Genomic DNA, 18581 nt, shown 5'->3' with positions numbered 1-18581 from the left:
GACGACCATGACCGCCAGCATCGTCGGATGGGCGCATACGCCGTTCGGCAAGTTCGACACCGAAACCGTCGAAAGCCTCGTCACCCGCGTCGCCAATGAGGCGCTGGCGGACGCCGGCATTTCGGCCGGTGATGTCGACGAGATCGTGCTCGGCCATTTCAACGCCGGCTTCTCGCCGCAGGATTTCACGGCGTCGCTGGTACTGCAGGCCGATCCCAAGCTGCGCTTCAAGCCGGCGACCCGTGTCGAGAACGCCTGCGCCACGGGATCTGCTGCCGTGCATCAGGGCCTGCGCGCGATTGCCGCAGGGGCGGCCAAGATTGTCCTGGTCGTCGGCGTCGAGCAGATGACGCGCACCCCCGGTCCGGAGATCGGCAAGAACCTGCTCAAGGCCTCCTACCTCCCCGAGGACGGCGACACGGTCGGCGGTTTCGCCGGCGTGTTCGGCAAGATCGCCAGCTCCTATTTCCAGAAATACGGCGACCAGTCCGATGCGCTGGCGCTGATCGCGGCCAAGAACCACAAGAACGGCGTCGCCAATCCCTTCGCCCAGATGCGCAAGGACTTCGGCTTCGACTTCTGCCGCGCCGAGAGCGAGAAGAACCCCTATGTCGCCGGTCCCCTGAAGCGCACCGACTGCTCGCTGGTCTCGGACGGTGCCGCCGCCCTGGTGCTGGCCGATGCCGAGACGGCCAAGGGCATGACCAAGTCGATCGGCTTCCGCGCCACTGCGCACGCCCAGGACTTCCTGCCGATGAGTAAGCGCGACATCCTGCAGTTCGAGGGCTGCACGGTCGCCTGGCAGCGGGCGCTGGAGAAGGCCGGTGTCACGCTGTCCGATCTCTCCTTTGTCGAGACCCATGACTGCTTCACCGTCGCCGAGCTGATCGAGTACGAAGCGATGGGTCTGACGCCGAAGGGGCAGGGCGCCCGCGCCATCAAAGAAGGCTGGACGCTGAAGGACGGCAAGCTGCCGGTCAATCCGTCCGGCGGCCTGAAGGCCAAAGGCCATCCGATCGGTGCTACCGGCGTCTCCATGCATGTGATGACCGCGATGCAGCTCGCAGGCCAGGCGCCCGAGGGCATGCAGCTCAAGAACGCCAAGCTCGGCGGCATCTTCAACATGGGCGGGGCGGCCGTCGCCAACTACGTTTCGGTGCTCGAGCCGCTCAAGTAAGCTCTCGTAGGGTGGGCAAAGGCGCCAAGGCGCAGTGCCCACCGTCTTTCTTTGCGCCAGATCATGGTGGGCACGCTTCGCTTCGCCCACCCTACGGCTCCTGATTGATTTGCAGGGAATGCATCATGGGCAATGACTACGAAGACTCACTGTCGATGGACGCACTCAACGGCCGCATCGCGATCCTCGAGGACAATATCCGCCAGCTCATCGAGCAGGCCGCGGCCGCCTCGGGCGAGCAGAACGAGTCGCGCATCGCCGACCGGATCAGCCAGCAGAACGATGAGCTCGACCGGCTGCTCAAGATCCGCGAATCCCGCCAGAAGAAATAGCGGCCAACGTCGCCCCGCGGCGCATGCTGCCATACGCCGCTCGCCCTTGCGCGAGCGGCGGCACTGCCGTTAGCTGGACCGAAATCGCGAGGCAATTGAGCCCCGCGCGATCGGGAGCGAACGATGGGGCCGCTGAAAGGCATCAAGGTCGTCGACATGACCACCGTGCTGATGGGCCCTTATGCGACCCAGATGCTCGGCGATTACGGTGCCGACGTTATCAAGGTAGAATCGCTGGACGGCGACGTCACCCGCCTGATCGGCCCGATGCGTCACGCCGGCATGGGGCCCGTGTTTCTCAACACCAACCGCAGCAAGCGATCGATCTGCCTCGACCTGAAGAAACCGGCGGGCCGCGAAGCCGTGCTGCGGCTTTTGAAGGACGCCGACGTCCTGGTCTACAACGTCCGCCCGCAGGCGATGGCGCGGCTGCAGCTCGGCTACGACGTCGTCTCCGCCATCAACCCGCGCTTGGTCTATGCCGGCGTGTTCGGTTTCGGCCAGGACGGGCCCTATGCCGCAAAACCCGCTTACGACGATCTGATCCAGGGCGCCACCGCGTTGCCGGCGCTGATGGCGCAGACCGGCGATGGCGTGCCGCGTTACGTGCCGAACGCGCTCGTGGACCGCATTGTCGGCCTTACCGCGGTCGGCGCGATCTGTGCCACCCTGGTGCACCGCGACCGCACCGGCCGCGGCCAGCGTCTGGACATCCCGATGTTCGAGACCATGGCCGGCTTCGTCATGGGTGATCACATGGGCGGGCTCACGTTCGAGCCGCCGCTCGACAAGGGCGGCTATGCCCGCCATCTCTCGCGCGACCGCAGGCCCTACAAGACCTCGGACGGCTATCTCAGCGTCATCGTCTACAACGACAAGCAGTGGGAGAACTTCTTCAAGGCGACGGGGCGCGATGACCTTCGCGCCGATCCCAAGTTCGCAACTTTCGCCGGCCGCGCGGCCAATATTGACGTCGTCTATGCCGAACTCGCCCGCATCTTCGAGACGCGGACCACGGCCGAATGGATCGACCTGCTGACTGAAGCGGACGTGCCTGTCATGCCAATGCACGACCTCGCCTCGATCCTGCACGATCCGCATCTGGAGGCGACCGGCTTCTTCCCGGTGGTGACACATCCGACCGAAGGTCCGATCCGCAGCATGAAAGTGACGGCGACCTGGTCCGAGACAGAAGCCGAGCCGGTACGCATGGCGCCGCGGCTCAATGAGCACGGCGCCGAGATTTTGCGCGAGATCGGCTATTCCGCCGACGAAATCGCGGCCATGGTGCGCGACGGCGTCACGCGCGTGGCGCCGGAGTAGGGAGAGTGGAGATGACCACAACTCTCTCATCCGTCATTCCGGGGCGCGACGAAGTCGCGAGCCCGGAATCCATAACCACCATCGGGAGTATGGATTCCGGGCTCGCGCCTAACGGCGCGCCCCGGAATGACGGTGGAGAAAGCCCGCCATGAGCTTCATCACCGGCGTCGGCCTCACGTCGTTCGGCAAGCACGAGGGCTCCTCCTCGCTCGACCTGATGAGCGAGGCCGCGCAAGCCGCGCTCGACGATGCCGGCCTCGAGCGCACCGACATCGACGGCATTCTCTGCGGCTATTCCACCGTCTCCCCGCACATCATGCTCGCCACCGTCTTCGCCGAGCACTTTGGCATTCGCCCGTCTTACGCGCATGCCGTGCAGGTCGGCGGGGCCACGGGTCTTGCGATGACGATGCTCGCGCATCACCTCGTCGAAGCAGGCGTCTGCCGCAAAGTGCTCGTCGTCGCCGGTGAGAACCGGCTCACCGGGCAGAGCCGCGATGCCTCGATCCAGGCGCTGGCGCAGGTCGGCCATCCCGACTACGAGGTGCCGTTAGGACCGACCATTCCCGCTTATTACGGCCTCGTTGCGAACCGATACATGCACGAATACGGCGTGACCGAAGAGGACCTCGCCGAGTTCGCGGTGCTGATGCGTGCCCACGCCTGCATCCATCCCGGCGCGCAATTCCACGATCCCATCAATGTCGCCGACGTCATGGCCTCCAAGCCAGTGGCGATGCCGCTCAAGCTGCTCGATTGCTGCCCGGTCTCCGACGGCGGCGCGGCGTTCGTCGTCAGCCGCGAGCGAACCGGGGAAGCGGGCGTGCGTATCCGCGGCTGCGCCCAGGCCCACACGCATCAGCATGTCACGGCAGCGCCCGCCCTCAGCGAGCTTGGCGCCGAGATCTCCATCGCACGTGCAAAGGCGGCCACGGGTCTCGCGATTTCCGACGTGCGCTATGCCGCGATCTACGACAGCTTTACGATCACGCTTGCGATGCTGCTGGAAGACTTCGGTCTTGCCGGCCGCGGCGAGGCGGCCGCGCGGGTGCGCGCCGGCCATTTCAGCCGTGACGGCGCGATGCCGCTGAATACCCATGGCGGCCTGCTCAGCTACGGCCATTGCGGCGTCGGCGGCGCCATGGCGCATCTCGTCGAGGCGCATTTGCAGATGACGGGGCGGGCGGCCACCCGCCAGGTCCGCGACGCCTCGATTGTACTGCTGCACGGCGACGGCGGCGTGCTGTCGTCTCACGTCAGCATGTTCCTGGAGCGGGTCAGATGAGCGAACGTCTGGCGGACTGGACCAAGGGTGAAGAGGCCATCGCCTACCAGACCTGCACCGTATGCGGGCATGTACAGTATTTTCATCGGGCCTTCTGCGCAGCTTGTGGCGAATCAAACCCGCGCGAGCAGCGCGCCAGTGGCAAGGGCAGGGTGTATGCGACCTCGTTGGTCTGCCGCGCGGCAACGCTCGAGACGCGCGCGCACGTGCCCTACAACATCCTGCTGGTCGATTGCGCCGAAGGTTTTCGCATGATGGCCCACGGCGAGAATGACCTCGCCATCGGCGATTCGGTCATCGCGAGCTTCAAGCCGTTCGCCGGAAAGCTCGTGCCGTTCTTTGTCAGGCTGAAATAGTGTGGATCCGTCATTCGGGGGCGGTCATGTGACCGAGCCTGGAACGGGAATTCTGGGCTTGGCTTGTGCGAGAGCCACCCCGGAATGACGAAAACGCTGAGCGCCTGATCCGGAAAAGTGTGAAGCGGTTCTCCGAAAAGATCATGCGCAATCGAAATACTCTAACGCCCGTAGAACAAGATGCTGGCGATGACGAGCATCGCCGTCACCGCCAGCATATGCGCGAGCGCTCCCGAGGCTGCCCCCTTGGTGGCTTCCTTCATGCCGTTTTCTCCCTAGACTTGGGCATGACTCATCGTTGCGCGGTGAGCGCATACGACGGCCAATTGTTTTTACTCGGAACACCCCTTGCGAGTATCCGCCGCGATTTGTCCCCCCGCGGCGAATATCGACTGTGTCAGGGTCGATCAGCAATGCGGCGGCAATTTGACTCGATGATGTTGCTCCTGCGTCCCCGCGCGAATAGAGTCTTCGGGAACCTTCGCCGATGGCGACAAAAAGCATCAAAAGATCAGGGAAAACTTCAGGAAAATCATGGCCCGCATTCAGTACAGCGACCCGTCCAAGGCAACCGACCGCACCCGCGAAATCCTCGACAAGAACCGTCATGCCAACATCTTCCGGATGATGGCGCATTCGCCGAGTTACTTTGAGCAATATTGCCGCCTCGGGGGCGCAATCAGGCACAAGGGCGAGCTCGACCCCATCGTGCGCGAGCTTGCGATCACCCGTACCGGCATCCTGTGCGAGGCACCCTATGAGATCGTCGCGCACAAGCGCATCGGCAAGAATGTCGGCGTCACCGACGAGCAGAACGAGGCGCTCGAGAATTGGCAGGCCGCATCCTGCTTCAACGAGTTGCAGCGCGCCGCGCTCGCCTTCACCGATGAGATCGTGAAGCTGACGAAGCCGACGGATGCGACCTTCAAGGCGATCGCATCGAAGCTGACACCGGCCGCGCTGGTCGAGCTCCAGCTCTCGGTTGGCTTCTACATCATGACGTCGAAGTTCCTGGAGACATTCGAGATCGACCTCCAGCCCGTCACCGAGGTGGTGGGCTGATCCACAGCTCGGCTTGCGAGGGATGCTCATGACAATCGATGAATATGCGGCCTGGGCCGCAACTATTGCCAAAGTCGACGAGCATCCGTCCAACGAGCGGTTGTCTTATCTCGGGCTGGGCCTTGCCGCTGAGGCGGGCGAGGTCGCCGAGCACATCAAGAAGCTCCTGCGCGACGACTGGCTCGACAAGGCCGGTCTCGTCGAAGAGCTTGGCGATGTCGTCTACTACTGGGCCTGCCTGTGCGCCGCCACCGGCCAGCAGCCGTCCGCATTGCTCAACGCCAGTGCCGCCAAGATCAGGCGACGTATCAGCGAAGCGGCGAGCCGGTAGGTCAGGTGCGGACAGGGAAGCCGCTACACCTCTCCCCGTCGGGGAGAGGTGAAAACCTCTGCGCTCACGTCGAGGTCAGAATATCCACCTTGGCGTTGGCGACGATCAGGCGGTCGGCCAGGAGCTGGGCCAGGTTGCGCATGATGCATTCGCTGGCGCGGGGGTGCTGCTTGCGGAAGCGCTCGAAATCCTTCAGCGGCACCTCGCATGCCGTCGCTGCCATGTCGACGAACACGTCGGCGGAGCGGGTTTGCTCCAGCAGCGCCATCTCGCCGAACGCCATGCCGGCGGTGAGCGTCGCCAGCCTGACGCCGTCGGGCAAGGTGACGTGCACGGCGCCGCTGCGCAGGAAGTACAGGGCATCGGCGGGGTCGCCGGCCGTGAGGATCTTCGCGCCGGATTGATAGGTCCTGATGGTGCAGAGCGAGGCGAGATCCGTCAGCTCTTCCTCGCTCAGCCCTGTCAGCAGGGGCTGTTCGGCAAGCTCGGTGGTCTCGTGAAAATCGATCGAGCCGCCGTAGCGATAGACGATCTGGTCTTCGGCCCATTCGATCGCAGTGTCGAGCAGATAGAAGTCGCGCACGTTCTTCAGCTCGGCGGTCCATTCGCGTAAGGTATTCCATTCCTTGGAGGCGCGCCGGACGCCGGACAAGACCACCGTGACATTCAGCGCAGCCAATTCCTCGAACGCTTCGGCCACCAGCCGCGCGCCGGCCCGCGTAGTCGAGGTCACGCGGTGCAGATCGAAGATCACGAATTGCGGCCGCGGTCGTCCCGCGAGCCGGCGCGAGACGTAATCGACCGCCGACAGCGACAGCGTGCCGACCAGCTCGATGATGCGCACCTCCTGCTCGTGCGCGGCGAGAATCTCGCGCTCCTGCGGACGGCGCACGCGGCGCGACGGGCTCTTGCCGATGTCGTAGTCGGCGATGACGGCGTTGCGCGCATCGTCGCTGCGGTTGAGCATGTGCAGGTCGTAGTGCGAGGACAGCGCCTCGCAGACCTTGATGCCGCGCACGCTGTTGCCGTGCTTGTCGAGCTTTGGCGAATAGCTGCCGAGCCCGAGGCGGGCCGGGAGCGCGGCCAGGATGCCGCCGCCGACGCCGCTCTTGGCGGGGATGCCGATGCGGTAGATCCACTCGCCGGCATAGTCGTACATGCCCGACGAGGTCATCACCGAAAGAGTGCGCGAGATCGCGTAGGCGCTCAGCACCTGCTCGCCGGTGACCGGATTGATGCCGCGATTGGCGAGCGTCGCCGCCATGACCGCGATGTCGCGCGCGGTCACCAGCACGGCGCATTGCCGGAAATAGACGTCGAGCACGCCGGCGACGTTGTCCGAGATCACCGCGTTGGTCTTGAGCAGATAGCCGATGGCGCGGTTGCGGTCGCCGGTCTGGCTTTCGGAAGCATAGACCGCCTCGTCGACGGAGAGGTCGCGGCCTGCAAAACGGCTGAGCGCAAGGCGGATCTGCTCGAAAGCCTCCGCGCCCTTGCTGTCGTAGATCAACCCGGTGCAGGCGATCGCGCCGGCATTGACCATCGGGTTGAACGGATGGTTCTCCGAATTGAGCCGGATCGAGTTGAAGGGATCGCCGGAGGGCTCGACGCCGATCGCACCTTCGACCTTGCCGGCGCCGAGCAGGTCCAGCGCCAGCGCGAACACGAAGGGTTTCGACATCGACTGGATGGTGAAGGGCACCCTGGAGTCGCCGACTTCATAGACATGGCCGTCCAGCGTCGCGAGGCTGATGCCGAAATAGGCGGGGTCGGCCTTGCCGAGCTCGGGAATGTAATTGGCGACATGGCCCGACGTCTCGGCGGAGAACTCGCTGAGGCAATTGTCCAGGAACCGCAGCAGGGGCGGCTTCGAACGGGTCCAAGCGCTGGCGAGAGGCGAGAGCGGTTTCATCGCCACCCTTGTGCAACGCAATCAGGGTACGCGCAACCCGTCCGGCATCACAGGCTGGCGCCGGACCAGGAGAAGCGCGATCAGGATCGTCGGCAGCAGGATGCCAAGGCCGAGCAGCGTCACCTGCATCTGCGACAGCGGCATGATGCCGCCGCCGGGGGTCGCTACCACGAAGCCGCCGATCACCAGCAGCACACGGATGGGCCATTCCAGACTGCCTGTACCGCGCAAGTCGCCGACGAACGGCTGGTAGCCCTGGATGCCGCCGCAGATGAACAGCGTGCCGAGGGCAGCGAGGCCCATCAGGCCGAGGCCGGCGAGATAGGGGCTCGAGCCCTGCAGCACCAGCGCCGGATTGAGCACGAAGAAGAACGGCAGGAAATAGATGATGCTGCCGACCCACATCGATTCCCAGCCCGTCTTCATGGCCGGCGAGCCGGCGATGCCGGCGGCCGCGAAGGAGGCGATCGCGACCGGCGGAGTGATCGATGACAGCATACCCCAGTAGAAGATGAACATGTGCACGGCCATGCGGTTGAGGCCGAGCTTCTCCAGCGCCGGCGCGACCAGGATGGCGAGGAAAATGTAGCAGGCCGTCGTCGTCAGGCCGAGGCCGAGAATGAGGCTGGTGAGCGCGCACATGCCGAGCAGCAGGAAGGCATTGTCGCCGGCGATGTGCAGGAGGTCGTTGGCGAGGCTCGACACCACGCCCGTCATCGAGAACGCGCCGATCAAGAGGCCGCAGCCGGCGAGGATGCCGACCAGCTCGACGAAGGTGCGGCCGTTGACCTCCAGGAACTTGCCGATCGTCGCAAATGTCCAGCGCGTCTCCTTGGAGAAGAACTGGTTGAGGACCAGCAGCAGCGCGGTGGCGTAGAACGGCGCGTGGCTCTCGCGCTTGAAATAGAGCAGCATCACGATCAGAAGCGCGATGACGAAGACGTAGTACCAGCCGTCCTTGATCGTGTCCATGATCCGCGGCAGCTCGGCGCGCGGAATGCCCTTCAGCTTGTGGCGCGCGGCATAGGCATCGACCTGCATGAACAGGCCGACATAGTAGAGCACTGCGGGAATGATCGCGGCGACCGCGACGTCGGCGTAGCTGACGTTGAGGAATTGCGCGATGACGAAAGCGGTCGCGCCCATCACCGGTGGAGCCAGCACCGCGCCGGTCGAGGCGCAGGCCTCGATCGCCGCGGCATAGGACGCGCGGAAGCCGCTCTTTTTCATCACGGGGATGGTCATGGTTCCCGCCGTGAGCACGTTGGAGATGATCGAGCCCGACATCATGCCGAGCAGGCCGCTGGCAAAGATGCAGACTTTTGCCGCGCCGCCGCGAAAGGTGCCGCACATGGCGAAGGAAAGATTGATGAAGAATTTTCCGGCGCCCGTCATCATCAGCGCGGTGCCGAACACCAAAAAGCCGATCACGGTGTCGGCAAAGGCCTGGATGGGAATGCCGAGCAGGCTCTCGCCCGAGAGCACGTGATAGGCGGTCGCCTGCTCGAGCGTCGATTGCGTGCCACGGAACGGCCCGAGCCAGCCAGCCTCCGCGAACAGCGGATAGACGGTGAAGGGCAGCACGCTGAGGAGCAGGCTCCAGCCGCCGGTGCGGCGCAACGCCTCCATCAGCATCACCCACATCACGAGGCCTGCGGCGATCACCGTGTTGGGCGCGCCGCCGAATTCCCAGCCGGCCTCCGCCGCCTTGCGCACGTTAACCATCAGTATGAGCGCCGCCGCGAAGGTCACGACGAATAAGACGAGGTCATACCAGGGAACGCGGTCGAGCGGCGCGCGTCCGGTGCCCGGAAAGATCAGGAACGTGAATGGCAGCATCAACGCGATCAGGAGATAGAAATATTCCGTGTTGAGCTGGGTGTATCCGACGAAGAAGCGCAGCGAGAATTGCTGGTTGATGCAGAGCAGGATCGTCGCGGCGGTCGCAACAATCAGCGTCCAGCGCCACGCGCCGCGCAACGTGCGGACGCGCGTGACTTCCGCTTCCTGCATGTTGCCGGCGGCGCCATGGGGATCATCGAATACGACGCGCTTGGGCGCGTCTTGCGGGACGGTGGAAGTGGAAGAGGACATCATCGATCCCGCGCGTGGGCTGGTGAACGCAATTAGGCAAACGGCAGTTGTTTGAACCGCTCTGGTCCCGCGCTCAACCTCTCCCGCGTGCGGGAGAGGTCGGCGCGAAGCGCCGGGTGAGGGCTTTCTCCTCTGGGGGAATCCCACCGCGGAGGCACCCTCTCCCCAACCCTCTCCCGCAAGCGGGAGAGGGGGCGCACTTCTCGCGAGGCAACGATCACGCCTAACAACACCTCACTCTATTCCTCGAACCCGTTCGGCATGCCGGCTTTCGCTAGCGCCGCGGCACGCGCCTTCGTCCAGCCGTCGAGGAACGCCTTGTCGTCCGACGGCGGATTGGACTTGCCGTAATCGGCCCAGGCGGCCGCCAGCACCTCCTGCCGCTTGATCAGCTGGTTGTTGTGTGCCTCCTGAGCGTCGCTCCATTGGCCGGCCTCTTTCAACGCCTTCACCGCGCCGGGATGCACCGGCACCACCCAGTTCTTGGTCTGGCGGTTGGCCGCGAGTCCGCCGGCGCCAGGCGCGGAGTCCTTATAAGCGTCGTAGTTGACGATCATCGCCTTGGTGATCGCATAGACCTGGTCGGCCGGTTGCGAGGCGTAGGCGACGAAGATCGGATAGGGATAATTGCCGAGCTCGATCGGCTTCTCCGGCGAGATGCCGGCACCGCAAGTCGCAAGCTGCGGGAAGAAGAATGAGCCGACCTTCTGCATCCGCGTCCAACCCTCCTTGTCCTTGGCGGGCAGCGGCGGCCAGATCAACCCGCGCGGCGAAGCCTCGGCCTCCTTGGCGGGACCGGTGATGGTGGTGCCGAAGGCGGCATCGACGTCGTTGTTGATCAGCCCTTTCCACATCGCGCCGTAGCTGGCGAATTCGACAGCCTTGACGTCCTTTTGCGTCAGCCCGGCGAAGGCGAGCACCGCGAGCGAGTTCTGGTTTAGCGCGGGCGAGCCGACCACGAAGCCGACGCGCTTGCCCTTGAGGTCCTTCAGCTCCTTCACGCCGGTGTCGGCGGCCACCGCAAGCGAGGCGCAATTGCAGTCGACGGTCGAGAGCAGGGTCTGCAGCGGTTGCGGCCCCCATTCCTTCGAGCCGAACTCGAACACGCCTTCCTGCGCGAAGTAGGTGCCCGATCCCATCGCCGCGGACACCGCGCGCTTGGCGCGCAGCGGCGCGAGGCGCGCGACGTCGTTGCCTGCGGGGAGCACGCGCACGTCGGTGCCGTACTTGTCCTTCATCATCTTGCCGACGCCGACGGCGATGTTGAAGCCGGCGGTGCCGGTGTCATAGGCGGTGAAGGTCAATGTCGCCGGCAGCTTGATGTCTTCGGCGAACGAATAGCGTGTAGACGCAAAAGAAACGCCCGCCACCAGAGCAGGCGCGAGCACGAGCAGCCCACGAAGCATGTTTCCCTCCAATGATCCTCGCTTTGCCGCGAAGATTTTCATTCTTTGTTTGAAACAACGTTTTGTTTGAAACCGATCATGTCACCGCCATCAAGCGATGGCAACGTCGTACAGCGCGCGCGGGAATGCGACTGACACATTGTCGCGGAAAAGACCGGATAAGACGCTCAACTCGCGACGATCGCGATCGCCTGTCCCTCCGCAACGACGTCATCGACCTTTACCAGAAGCGATGTGATGGTGCCGTTTGCGGGCGAGGGCACTGGGATCTCCATCTTCATCGCTTCGACCACCACAACGTCATCGCCATCCGCGACGGTTCCTCCAACTTGCACGAGAGTCGCGCAGATGCGTCCCGCGACCTCCGTGACGATCTTAATTTCTGGCATGCCATCGCCTTTTTGTTGTCGTCGCAAAATGCCTGAGGTAGCGTCGTCTGCAAGTGGAATTTAATTCCGCACAGCGGAACACAACGGTAGGGATCATGGGACGACGTTCGGAGCGGTTGAGTAGGCAAGGTGCGCTCGCTGGCGAAGCCGGTGAGGGTGATGTGATCCAGGTGGTGTCGCGCGCGTTCGACGTATTGCGATGCTTCGAGGGCCACGAGGCGCGACTCGGCAATCTCGAGATTTCAAATCGCTGCGGTCTGCCGCGTTCGACGGTGTCGCGGCTCACGCATACGCTGACCCGCATGGGCCAGCTCGTGTATCTCCCACGCGACCAGAAGTATCGCATCGGCCCCAGCGCGGTGGCGATGAGTGCTTCGATGATGAAGGGCGCGCAGCTGCGCAGCATGATTCGCCAGCGGCTGCAGGAAGTCGCCGAGCAGCTGCCGGGCACGGTCGGGTTCGTCGTCCCCGACCGCTTCCATCTCGTCTATCTCCAGTTCGCGCGCTCGCCGAATGCGCTCGGTTTGCACGAGGGCACCGGCAGCCGCATCTCGATGGCCTCGACCGCCGCAGGCGCAGCCTATACCGCGGCCTTGGCGCCGGAAGTTGGAGATGCCTTCGTCGCAGACATGGAGCGCGAAGCCCCCGAAGCTGCGAAGATTCTCAAGCCCCGCATCGAGGCCAACCGGCAGATGCTGCGCGAGCGCGGCTATGTTGTCGCCTGCGGCCTCTGGAGTCCGCACATCAACGGCCTCGCGGTGCCGATCTGGTCGCCGCAGTACCAGACCTTCGTGGTCATCACGATCGGTCTTCTGTCGGCGATGTATGACGAGCAGCGTCTGCACGACGAAGTCGCACCGCTGATGCTCCAGCTTGGCCGCTCGCTCGGCAGCCTGATGGAAGGCGCGGAAGGCGACGCCTTCAACAACCGTATCTCGCGTAAGCCGGTCGCCATGGCCGTGCACAATAATAACAAGCCGATCCATTCGGAGGGAGTGAATGAACTGGAAGCCGGAACTCGACGAGCTCGCCCGGCGCGAAGCCTTCGCGCGGGAGATGGGCGGCGTTGACAAGGTCAAGCGACAGCATGACCAGGGCCGGCTGACTGTTCGGGAGCGTATCGACAAGCTGATCGACAAAGGCAGCTTTCACGAGATCGGTGCCGTCTCCGGCATCGGTGAGTACGATTCCAGCGGCGATCTGAAGAAGCTCACGCCGGCCAATTGCGTGTTCGGCCGCGCGCGCGTCGACGGCCGCACATTGGTCGTGGTCGGTGATGATTTCACCGTGCGCGGCGGCTCGGCGGATGCGTCGATCTCGGCCAAGCCGCTGATGGCGGAGGAGATGGCGCACGATTTCCGGCTGCCCATCGTCCGCATCATCGAAGGCTCCGGCGGCGGCGGCTCGGTCAAGACCATCGAGACCAAGGGCGCGGCCAATCTGCCCGGCGGCATCGGTGGCACGCGCTGGTATCGCTTCACGACGGAGAATCTGTCGCGCGTGCCGGTGGTCGCACTCGGCCTCGGCTCGGTGGCGGGCCTGGGCGCCGCGCGTCTTGCCGCCAGCCACTATTCCATCATGACACGGAAGTCCGCGATGTTCGTCGCCGGTCCGCCGGTGGTGAAGGCGCTGGGGCAGGACCTTACCAAGGAGGAGCTCGGCGGCGCTGACATCCAGACCCGCGCCGGCGCGGTCGATCACGCCGTCGACACTGAGGAAGAGGCGTTCGCCTGCGCGCGGCGCTTTCTCTCCTACCTGCCGTCGTCGGTCTACGAGCTGCCGCCGACCTTGCCCTGCACCGACAACCCCGAGCGCGGCGACGAAGCGCTGATGAACGCGGTGCCGCGCAACCGCAAGCAGGTCTACAAGATGCGGCCCATCATCGAGTCCGTCGTCGACAAGGGCTCGTTCTTCGAGGTCGGGAAGAACTTCGGCAAGCCGATCATTGTCGGTCTCGCGCGGCTCGAGGGCAGGGCGGTGCTGCTGCTCGCCAGCGACAGCTTCCACTATGGCGGATCCTGGACCGCGGATGCCTGCCAGAAGGTGGTGCGCTGGGTCGACTTCGCCGAGACCTTCCACCTGCCGGTCGTCTATCTCATGGATTGCCCCGGCTTCATGATCGGCCTCGATGCGGAGAAGGCCGCCACCATCCGCCACGGCGTGCGCGCCATGGCGGCGGTGAACCAGACCACCGTGCCCTGGTGCACCGTGATCCTGCGCAACGCGTTCGGCGTCGCCGGTGTCGTGCACCAGCCGGCCGACCGCTTCTCGATCCGCTATGCCTGGCCCTCGGCCTATTGGGGCTCGCTGCCGCTCGAAGGCGGCATCGAAGCCGCCTACCGCGCCGACATCGACGCGGCGGAAGACAAGGCGGCGAAGCTGAAGGAGATCGAGGAGCGGCTCAACAAGCTCCGCTCGCCGTTCCGCTCGGCCGAAAAATTCTGGGTCGAGGAGATCATCGATCCCAGGAAGACGCGATCGCTCCTGTGCGAGTTCGCGAGGCTGGCGGAGCCGCTGCGAAAGCCAGGGCCGCCGGAGAACTTTTCGATCAGGCCGTAGGCATCCCCGTGCCAAGCCGTGACGCTCGTGCCCCGGACGCAGCGCAGCGCTTCTTCAGCGGTGCGCTGCAGAGCCGGGGCCATGCAACAGCGTGCTCGCAGCCTCCTGGGTCCCGGCTCAGCGCAGCAACGCCTAAGGCGTTGCTGCGCGTCCGGGACACCCAAAGCCCTTCCAGTAGAAAACAATAACGCGCTAAGCTCCGCCAACAAGAACAAGAGGAAGCGCCAATCGTGTACGACTTCATCATCGTGGGCGGCGGCTCGGCGGGGTCCGTGCTGGCCCACCGGCTCTCCGCCAGGAGCGCCAACAAGGTCCTGCTCTGCGAAGCCGGTCAGGACACGCCACCCGGCAACGAGCCGGCCGAGATCAGGGACAGCTATCCCGGCACCGCCTATTTCGATCCGCGCTTTCACTGGACCGAGCTCAAGGTGACGACGCAAGTCGTCAGCCACAACAATGCCGAGGAGTCGCGGCCTCCCTTGCGCAAATACGAGCAGGCGCGCGTGCTGGGCGGGGGCTCGTCGATCAACGGGCAGATGGCCAACCGCGGCGCGCCGACCGACTACGATGAATGGGAGGCGCGCGGCGCCGAGGGCTGGTCGTGGGCCGACGTGCTGCCGTTCTTCAAGAAGGTGGAGCGCGACCTCGATTTCGACGGACCGTATCACGGCAAGGACGGCAGGATCCCGGTCCGCCGCATCCCGCGCGAGCACTGGACGCGGCATTCGGAGGCGTTCGCGCAAGCCTTCCAGCAGGCCGGCCATCAATTCGTGGCCGACCAGAACGGCGAATTCGTCGACGGCTTTTTCCCGGTGACGCATTCCAATCAGGCCGAGCAGCGCGTCTCGGCCGCGATGGGGTATCTCGATCGCGGCACCCGCGCGCGCGTGAACCTTGCGATCTCCACCAACACGCAGGTACGAGAGCTGCTGTTCGAAGGCACGCGCTGCGTCGGCGTGAAGGCGATGGTCGACGGACGCGAGCAGGAATTCCGCGGGCGCGAGATCATCCTCTCGAGCGGCGCCATTCATTCGCCGGCGCATCTGCTCCGCGCCGGCATCGGCCCCATCGGTCACCTCAAGGACCTGGGCATTCCCGTGCTGGCGGCCTTGCCGGGGGTCGGCCAACGGCTGATGGATCATCCCTCGATCTCGCTGTCGTCCTTTGTCCGCCGCGGCGCGCGCATGAACGAGCACACCAGGCGTCACATGCAGCTCGGCCTGCGCTACTCCTCCGGGCTGCCTGATGTGCCCAAGGGCGACATGTTCGTCGTCGTCATCAGCAAATCGGCCTGGCACGCCGTCGGCGCGCAGATCGGCTCGCTCCTGACCTTCGTCAACAAGACCTATTCCGAGACCGGACAGGTCAAGCTCGCCTCGCGCGATCCCTCCGCAGAGCCGATCGTCGAGTTCAATCTGCTGTCCGACCGCCGCGATCTCGATCGCCTGATGAGCGGTTTCCGTAAGATGGCGGCGATCCAGATGAGCGAGGTGGTCAGGAAGGTGACGGACAAGCCGTTTCCGGCCGCCTATACCGATCGCGTCCGCAAGATCGGCGTGGTCAACACCAGGAACAAGATTCTCACCACGATCGCCGCGGCCCTGATGGACGGGCCGGCGGCGCTGCGTCACTACATGATCGACAATTTCGTCGTCGAAGGCTTCACCTTCGATCAGGTGATGAACGATGACGAGGCCCTGGAAGCCTTCGTGCGCAAGGCGACGATCGGCGTCTGGCACGCCTCGTGCTCGTGCCGCATGGGCCGCACTGAGGATCCAATGGCGGTGGTCGACAATCAGGGCCGCGTCAAGGGCGTGCAGGGCCTGCGCGTCGTTGATGCCTCGATATTCCCGGTGGTGCCGTGCGCCAACACCAACTTTCCGGTGTTGATGTCGGCGGAGAAGATCGCGGCCGCAATGATGCAATGAGCGGCAGCGAGTTCTGGCGATCCGGGCAGTGCAGGGAGGAGGAGCGCTGATGGATACTTGCCTTGCGCGGACCGACTTGGTTGCATGCCGCGAGCTTGACGCGCTGATCGAGCATTCGAGCGCTGCGAGTTAATCATCTCAGGCGCTACGTGTAGGCTATGAGATCGTGCAGTCGTGGCGCACGATCGCAGCCATTTTCAGCCGCGCTTTAGGCCCATTTCAGCCAAACTGTTATTGGTTTCTCGTTGCCCGGGGCAGGGTCTCTCATTGGAGTCCTGCAATGTTCAAGCGAGTATTTTCTGCGTGCGTCCTCGTTATCCTGGGTTCTATCGCTTCGGAAGCGCGCCCTTATCGCATTCATCAAGCTCCTGAATGCAACGTCACCATGCCCTGCGACTTCTCCTATTCGCAGGCGCGACGCGAGCGGGCTTCCAGGCCCTCACTGGCTTCCAGATCTTCGCTGATTTCCAGGCCCACACTGCAAGCGTACCGCTCGACACAACTGACGGTGACTGATGCTGGGAGCACGACCACGCCGGCGACTGTCCACGGCGCTCGCGTCGTCGGTGGCCGTCCGGCCGGTTGTCCCTCCTCGTTCTGCGGCTGCGGCGCGGCTCTGCGCGTGTTCGGCCGTATCGTGCCGGAATTAAATCTTGCGTCCAATTGGCTCCGCTTTCCGCGGACATCACCCGCACCGGGAATGGTTGCTGCGCGACGAGGACACGTGTTCGTCCTTGAGCAGCACCTCGGAGGCGACGTCTGGATGGCCTATGACGCCAACTCGGGTGGGCGCGCGACGCGAATCCACGCGCGCTCGCTGCGAGGGTATACGGTTGTCAACCCGCGCGGCGGCTCGGTGGCTTGAGGACAGAGGATAGCACTCCAAAAACGGCGGACGGGTCGCAACAACTTTGCGACCCGCCAACGCCGGGCGCCGAGCCGATCACAGCCGGAGCACCTTGCCGGGATTCATGATGTTGTGCGGATCGAGCGCGCGTTTGATGGTGCGCATGATGTCGAGCTCGGTCTTCGAGCGGTAGTGGCTGAGCTCGTCGAGCTTGTCGATGCCGATGCCGTGCTCCGCCGAGATCGAGCCGCCCAGGGAAGTGACGAGATCGTTCACGGCGCGCGTGATGGCAGCCGTGTATTGGTTCAGCGTCTGCTGGTCCATGCCCTTCGGACCCATGAACGAAAAGTGCAGATTGCCGTCGCCGATATGCCCGAGCGGATAGGGCCGAATGGTCGGGAGAATGTCGAGCACGGCCTTGAGGCCCTTGTCGATGAACTCCGGGATTCTGGAGATCGCCACCGACACGTCGAAACTGATCCCCGGTCCCTCGGCGCGGGAGGCCTCCGCCATGGCTTCGCGGATGCGCCACATGTTGCGCGGATTGACCGAATGTGTGCGCGATCGTCGCATCCAGCACGCGGCCGGCTTCGAGCTGATCGGCGAGAAACTGCTCCATCTTGCCGGACATGCCCTCGGTTCCGTCCTGCCGCGGGCGCGCCGACGACCATTCCAGCAGCAGGTACCAGGGCGTGTCCGCCTTCAGCGGATCCTGCGTGCCGGGAATGTGGCGCAGGGAAAGGTCAATGGCCGCCCGGCTGAGCAGCTCGCAGGAGCCGACATTGTCCTCGGATGCCGCGTGCGCCTCCGACAGGATTTCCAGCGCCGCGCGGGGATCGCGGACCGCCAGCCACGCCGTGCAGACGTCCTTCGGCGCCGGCCACAGCTTGAGCACGGCCTTGGTGATGACGCCCAGCGTCCCCTCGGCGCCCATGAACAGGTGCTTGAGGTCGTAGCCGGTGTTGTCCTTCTTGAGCGCGCGCAATCCGTCCCAGATCTCGCCGTTCGGCAAGACGACCTCGAGCCCCAGCACGAGATTGCGGGCATTGCCGTAGCGCAGCACCTGCACGCCGCCGGCGTTGGTGGAGAGATTGCCGCCGATCATGCAGGAGCCCTGGGCACCGAGACTGAGCGGCAGGAAGCGGTCGTGCTCGCTTGCTGTCTCCTGAAGCGTCTGCAACACGCAGCCGGCCTCGACCGTCATCGAATAGCCGACGGGATCGACATCCAGCACGCGGTTCATGCGGCCGAGCGACAGCACGATGCCGGTGTGCACAGGCCAGGGCGTCGCCCCACCCATCAGGCCGGTGTTGCCGCCCTGCGGCACGATCGCGACGCCATGCGCATGGCAGAGCCGGACCACTTTCGAGACCTCCTCGGTGCTGCCAGGGCGAACAACGGCCCCGGCGCCGCCAACCAGCAATCCCCGCCAATCCGTCACAAACGGCTGCTTGCCATGCTCGTCCTCGATCAGGCCTTTCTCGCCGACGATCGCGCGCAACGCATCGCGCATCTCGGCGGTCAAGGGGGCGGTTGGGATGACGGGTGGGGACGATGGGAAGGCAGCCGGCATTGTTTCC

Annotated in this window: 15 protein-coding genes and 1 pseudogene; 11 read left to right on the top strand and 5 right to left on the bottom strand. The window is 64.6% G+C overall.

Annotation, left to right across the window (positions count from 1 at the left end):
• The first annotated feature begins 7 nt into the window (after positions 1-7).
• From ABIA40_RS14655 to ABIA40_RS14625, 7 genes are all read left to right on the top strand, one after another.
• Complete coding sequence (locus tag ABIA40_RS14655) at positions 8-1177, top strand: acetyl-CoA acetyltransferase (RefSeq protein WP_157282247.1); 1170 nt, start codon at positions 8-10, stop codon at positions 1175-1177.
• Positions 1178-1302: 125 nt separating this feature from the next.
• Entirely contained in the window at positions 1303-1509 is a 207-nt protein-coding gene (locus ABIA40_RS14650; RefSeq protein ID WP_404541720.1) for a hypothetical protein, read from the top strand.
• Positions 1510-1632: 123 nt separating this feature from the next.
• A complete protein-coding gene (locus ABIA40_RS14645; RefSeq protein WP_404541717.1) occupies positions 1633-2832 on the top strand; it encodes a CaiB/BaiF CoA transferase family protein in 1200 nt (399 codons plus the stop codon).
• 148 nt (positions 2833-2980) lie between these two features.
• Complete coding sequence (locus ABIA40_RS14640) at positions 2981-4117, top strand: thiolase family protein (protein WP_404541715.1); 1137 nt, start codon at positions 2981-2983, stop codon at positions 4115-4117.
• Complete coding sequence (locus tag ABIA40_RS14635) at positions 4114-4473, top strand: Zn-ribbon domain-containing OB-fold protein (protein ID WP_404541713.1); 360 nt, start codon at positions 4114-4116, stop codon at positions 4471-4473. The genes ABIA40_RS14640 and ABIA40_RS14635 overlap by 4 nt, the downstream gene beginning before the upstream one ends.
• A 534-nt stretch (positions 4474-5007) precedes the next feature.
• Entirely contained in the window at positions 5008-5535 is a 528-nt protein-coding gene (locus tag ABIA40_RS14630; RefSeq protein WP_157282243.1) for a carboxymuconolactone decarboxylase family protein, read from the top strand.
• 28 nt (positions 5536-5563) lie between these two features.
• Positions 5564-5866 carry a nucleoside triphosphate pyrophosphohydrolase family protein gene (locus ABIA40_RS14625; protein ID WP_036022497.1) on the top strand — a complete coding sequence of 101 codons (303 nt, stop codon included), beginning with the start codon at positions 5564-5566 and terminating at the stop codon, positions 5864-5866.
• Between the two features lie 64 nt (positions 5867-5930).
• Here the strand turns inward: ABIA40_RS14625 and glsA are convergent, their stop codons facing one another.
• The 4 genes from glsA to ABIA40_RS14605 form a co-directional block, all read right to left on the bottom strand.
• On the bottom strand, positions 5931-7778 hold the full coding sequence (gene glsA / locus ABIA40_RS14620; protein ID WP_404541710.1) for a glutaminase A: 1848 nt from the start codon (positions 7776-7778) through the stop codon (positions 5931-5933).
• A 21-nt stretch (positions 7779-7799) separates the two neighbouring features.
• Entirely contained in the window at positions 7800-9875 is a 2076-nt protein-coding gene (locus tag ABIA40_RS14615) for a TRAP transporter permease (protein WP_404541708.1), read from the bottom strand.
• A 236-nt stretch (positions 9876-10111) separates the two neighbouring features.
• Positions 10112-11278: a TAXI family TRAP transporter solute-binding subunit gene (locus tag ABIA40_RS14610; protein WP_271547150.1), complete on the bottom strand. Its 1167-nt coding sequence runs from the start codon at positions 11276-11278 to the stop codon at positions 10112-10114.
• A gap of 167 nt (positions 11279-11445) precedes the next feature.
• Positions 11446-11667 carry an acetyl-CoA carboxylase biotin carboxyl carrier protein subunit gene (locus tag ABIA40_RS14605; protein ID WP_225155874.1) on the bottom strand — a complete coding sequence of 74 codons (222 nt, stop codon included), beginning with the start codon at positions 11665-11667 and terminating at the stop codon, positions 11446-11448.
• A gap of 95 nt (positions 11668-11762) precedes the next feature.
• Here ABIA40_RS14605 and ABIA40_RS14600 point away from each other — a divergent pair, with 95 nt between their 5' ends.
• From ABIA40_RS14600 to ABIA40_RS14585, 4 genes are all read left to right on the top strand, one after another.
• Positions 11763-12737, top strand: a complete 975-nt coding sequence (locus tag ABIA40_RS14600; protein WP_157282238.1) for an IclR family transcriptional regulator — start codon at positions 11763-11765, stop codon at positions 12735-12737.
• Positions 12667-14226 (top strand): acyl-CoA carboxylase subunit beta, encoded by a 1560-nt coding sequence (locus ABIA40_RS14595; protein ID WP_271547149.1) that lies wholly within the window; start codon positions 12667-12669, stop codon positions 14224-14226. The genes ABIA40_RS14600 and ABIA40_RS14595 overlap by 71 nt, the downstream gene beginning before the upstream one ends.
• A 230-nt stretch (positions 14227-14456) precedes the next feature.
• Positions 14457-16154 (top strand): GMC family oxidoreductase, encoded by a 1698-nt coding sequence (locus tag ABIA40_RS14590; protein ID WP_271547148.1) that lies wholly within the window; start codon positions 14457-14459, stop codon positions 16152-16154.
• 280 nt (positions 16155-16434) lie between these two features.
• Positions 16435-17019 carry a hypothetical protein gene (locus ABIA40_RS14585; protein ID WP_271547147.1) on the top strand — a complete coding sequence of 195 codons (585 nt, stop codon included), beginning with the start codon at positions 16435-16437 and terminating at the stop codon, positions 17017-17019.
• A gap of 78 nt (positions 17020-17097) precedes the next feature.
• On the opposite strand, the pseudogene ABIA40_RS14580 reads toward ABIA40_RS14585, so the two are convergent.
• A pseudogene (locus tag ABIA40_RS14580) lies at positions 17098-18574 on the bottom strand (FAD-binding oxidoreductase).
• Positions 18575-18581 lie beyond the last annotated feature (7 nt).

This window comes from Bradyrhizobium sp. USDA 223 (assembly GCF_044909005.1).
GTDB lineage: Bacteria > Pseudomonadota > Alphaproteobacteria > Rhizobiales > Xanthobacteraceae > Bradyrhizobium > Bradyrhizobium yuanmingense.
Note: the sequence above shows the minus strand (reverse complement) of the source record. Positions and strands in the feature narration are given on the sequence as shown.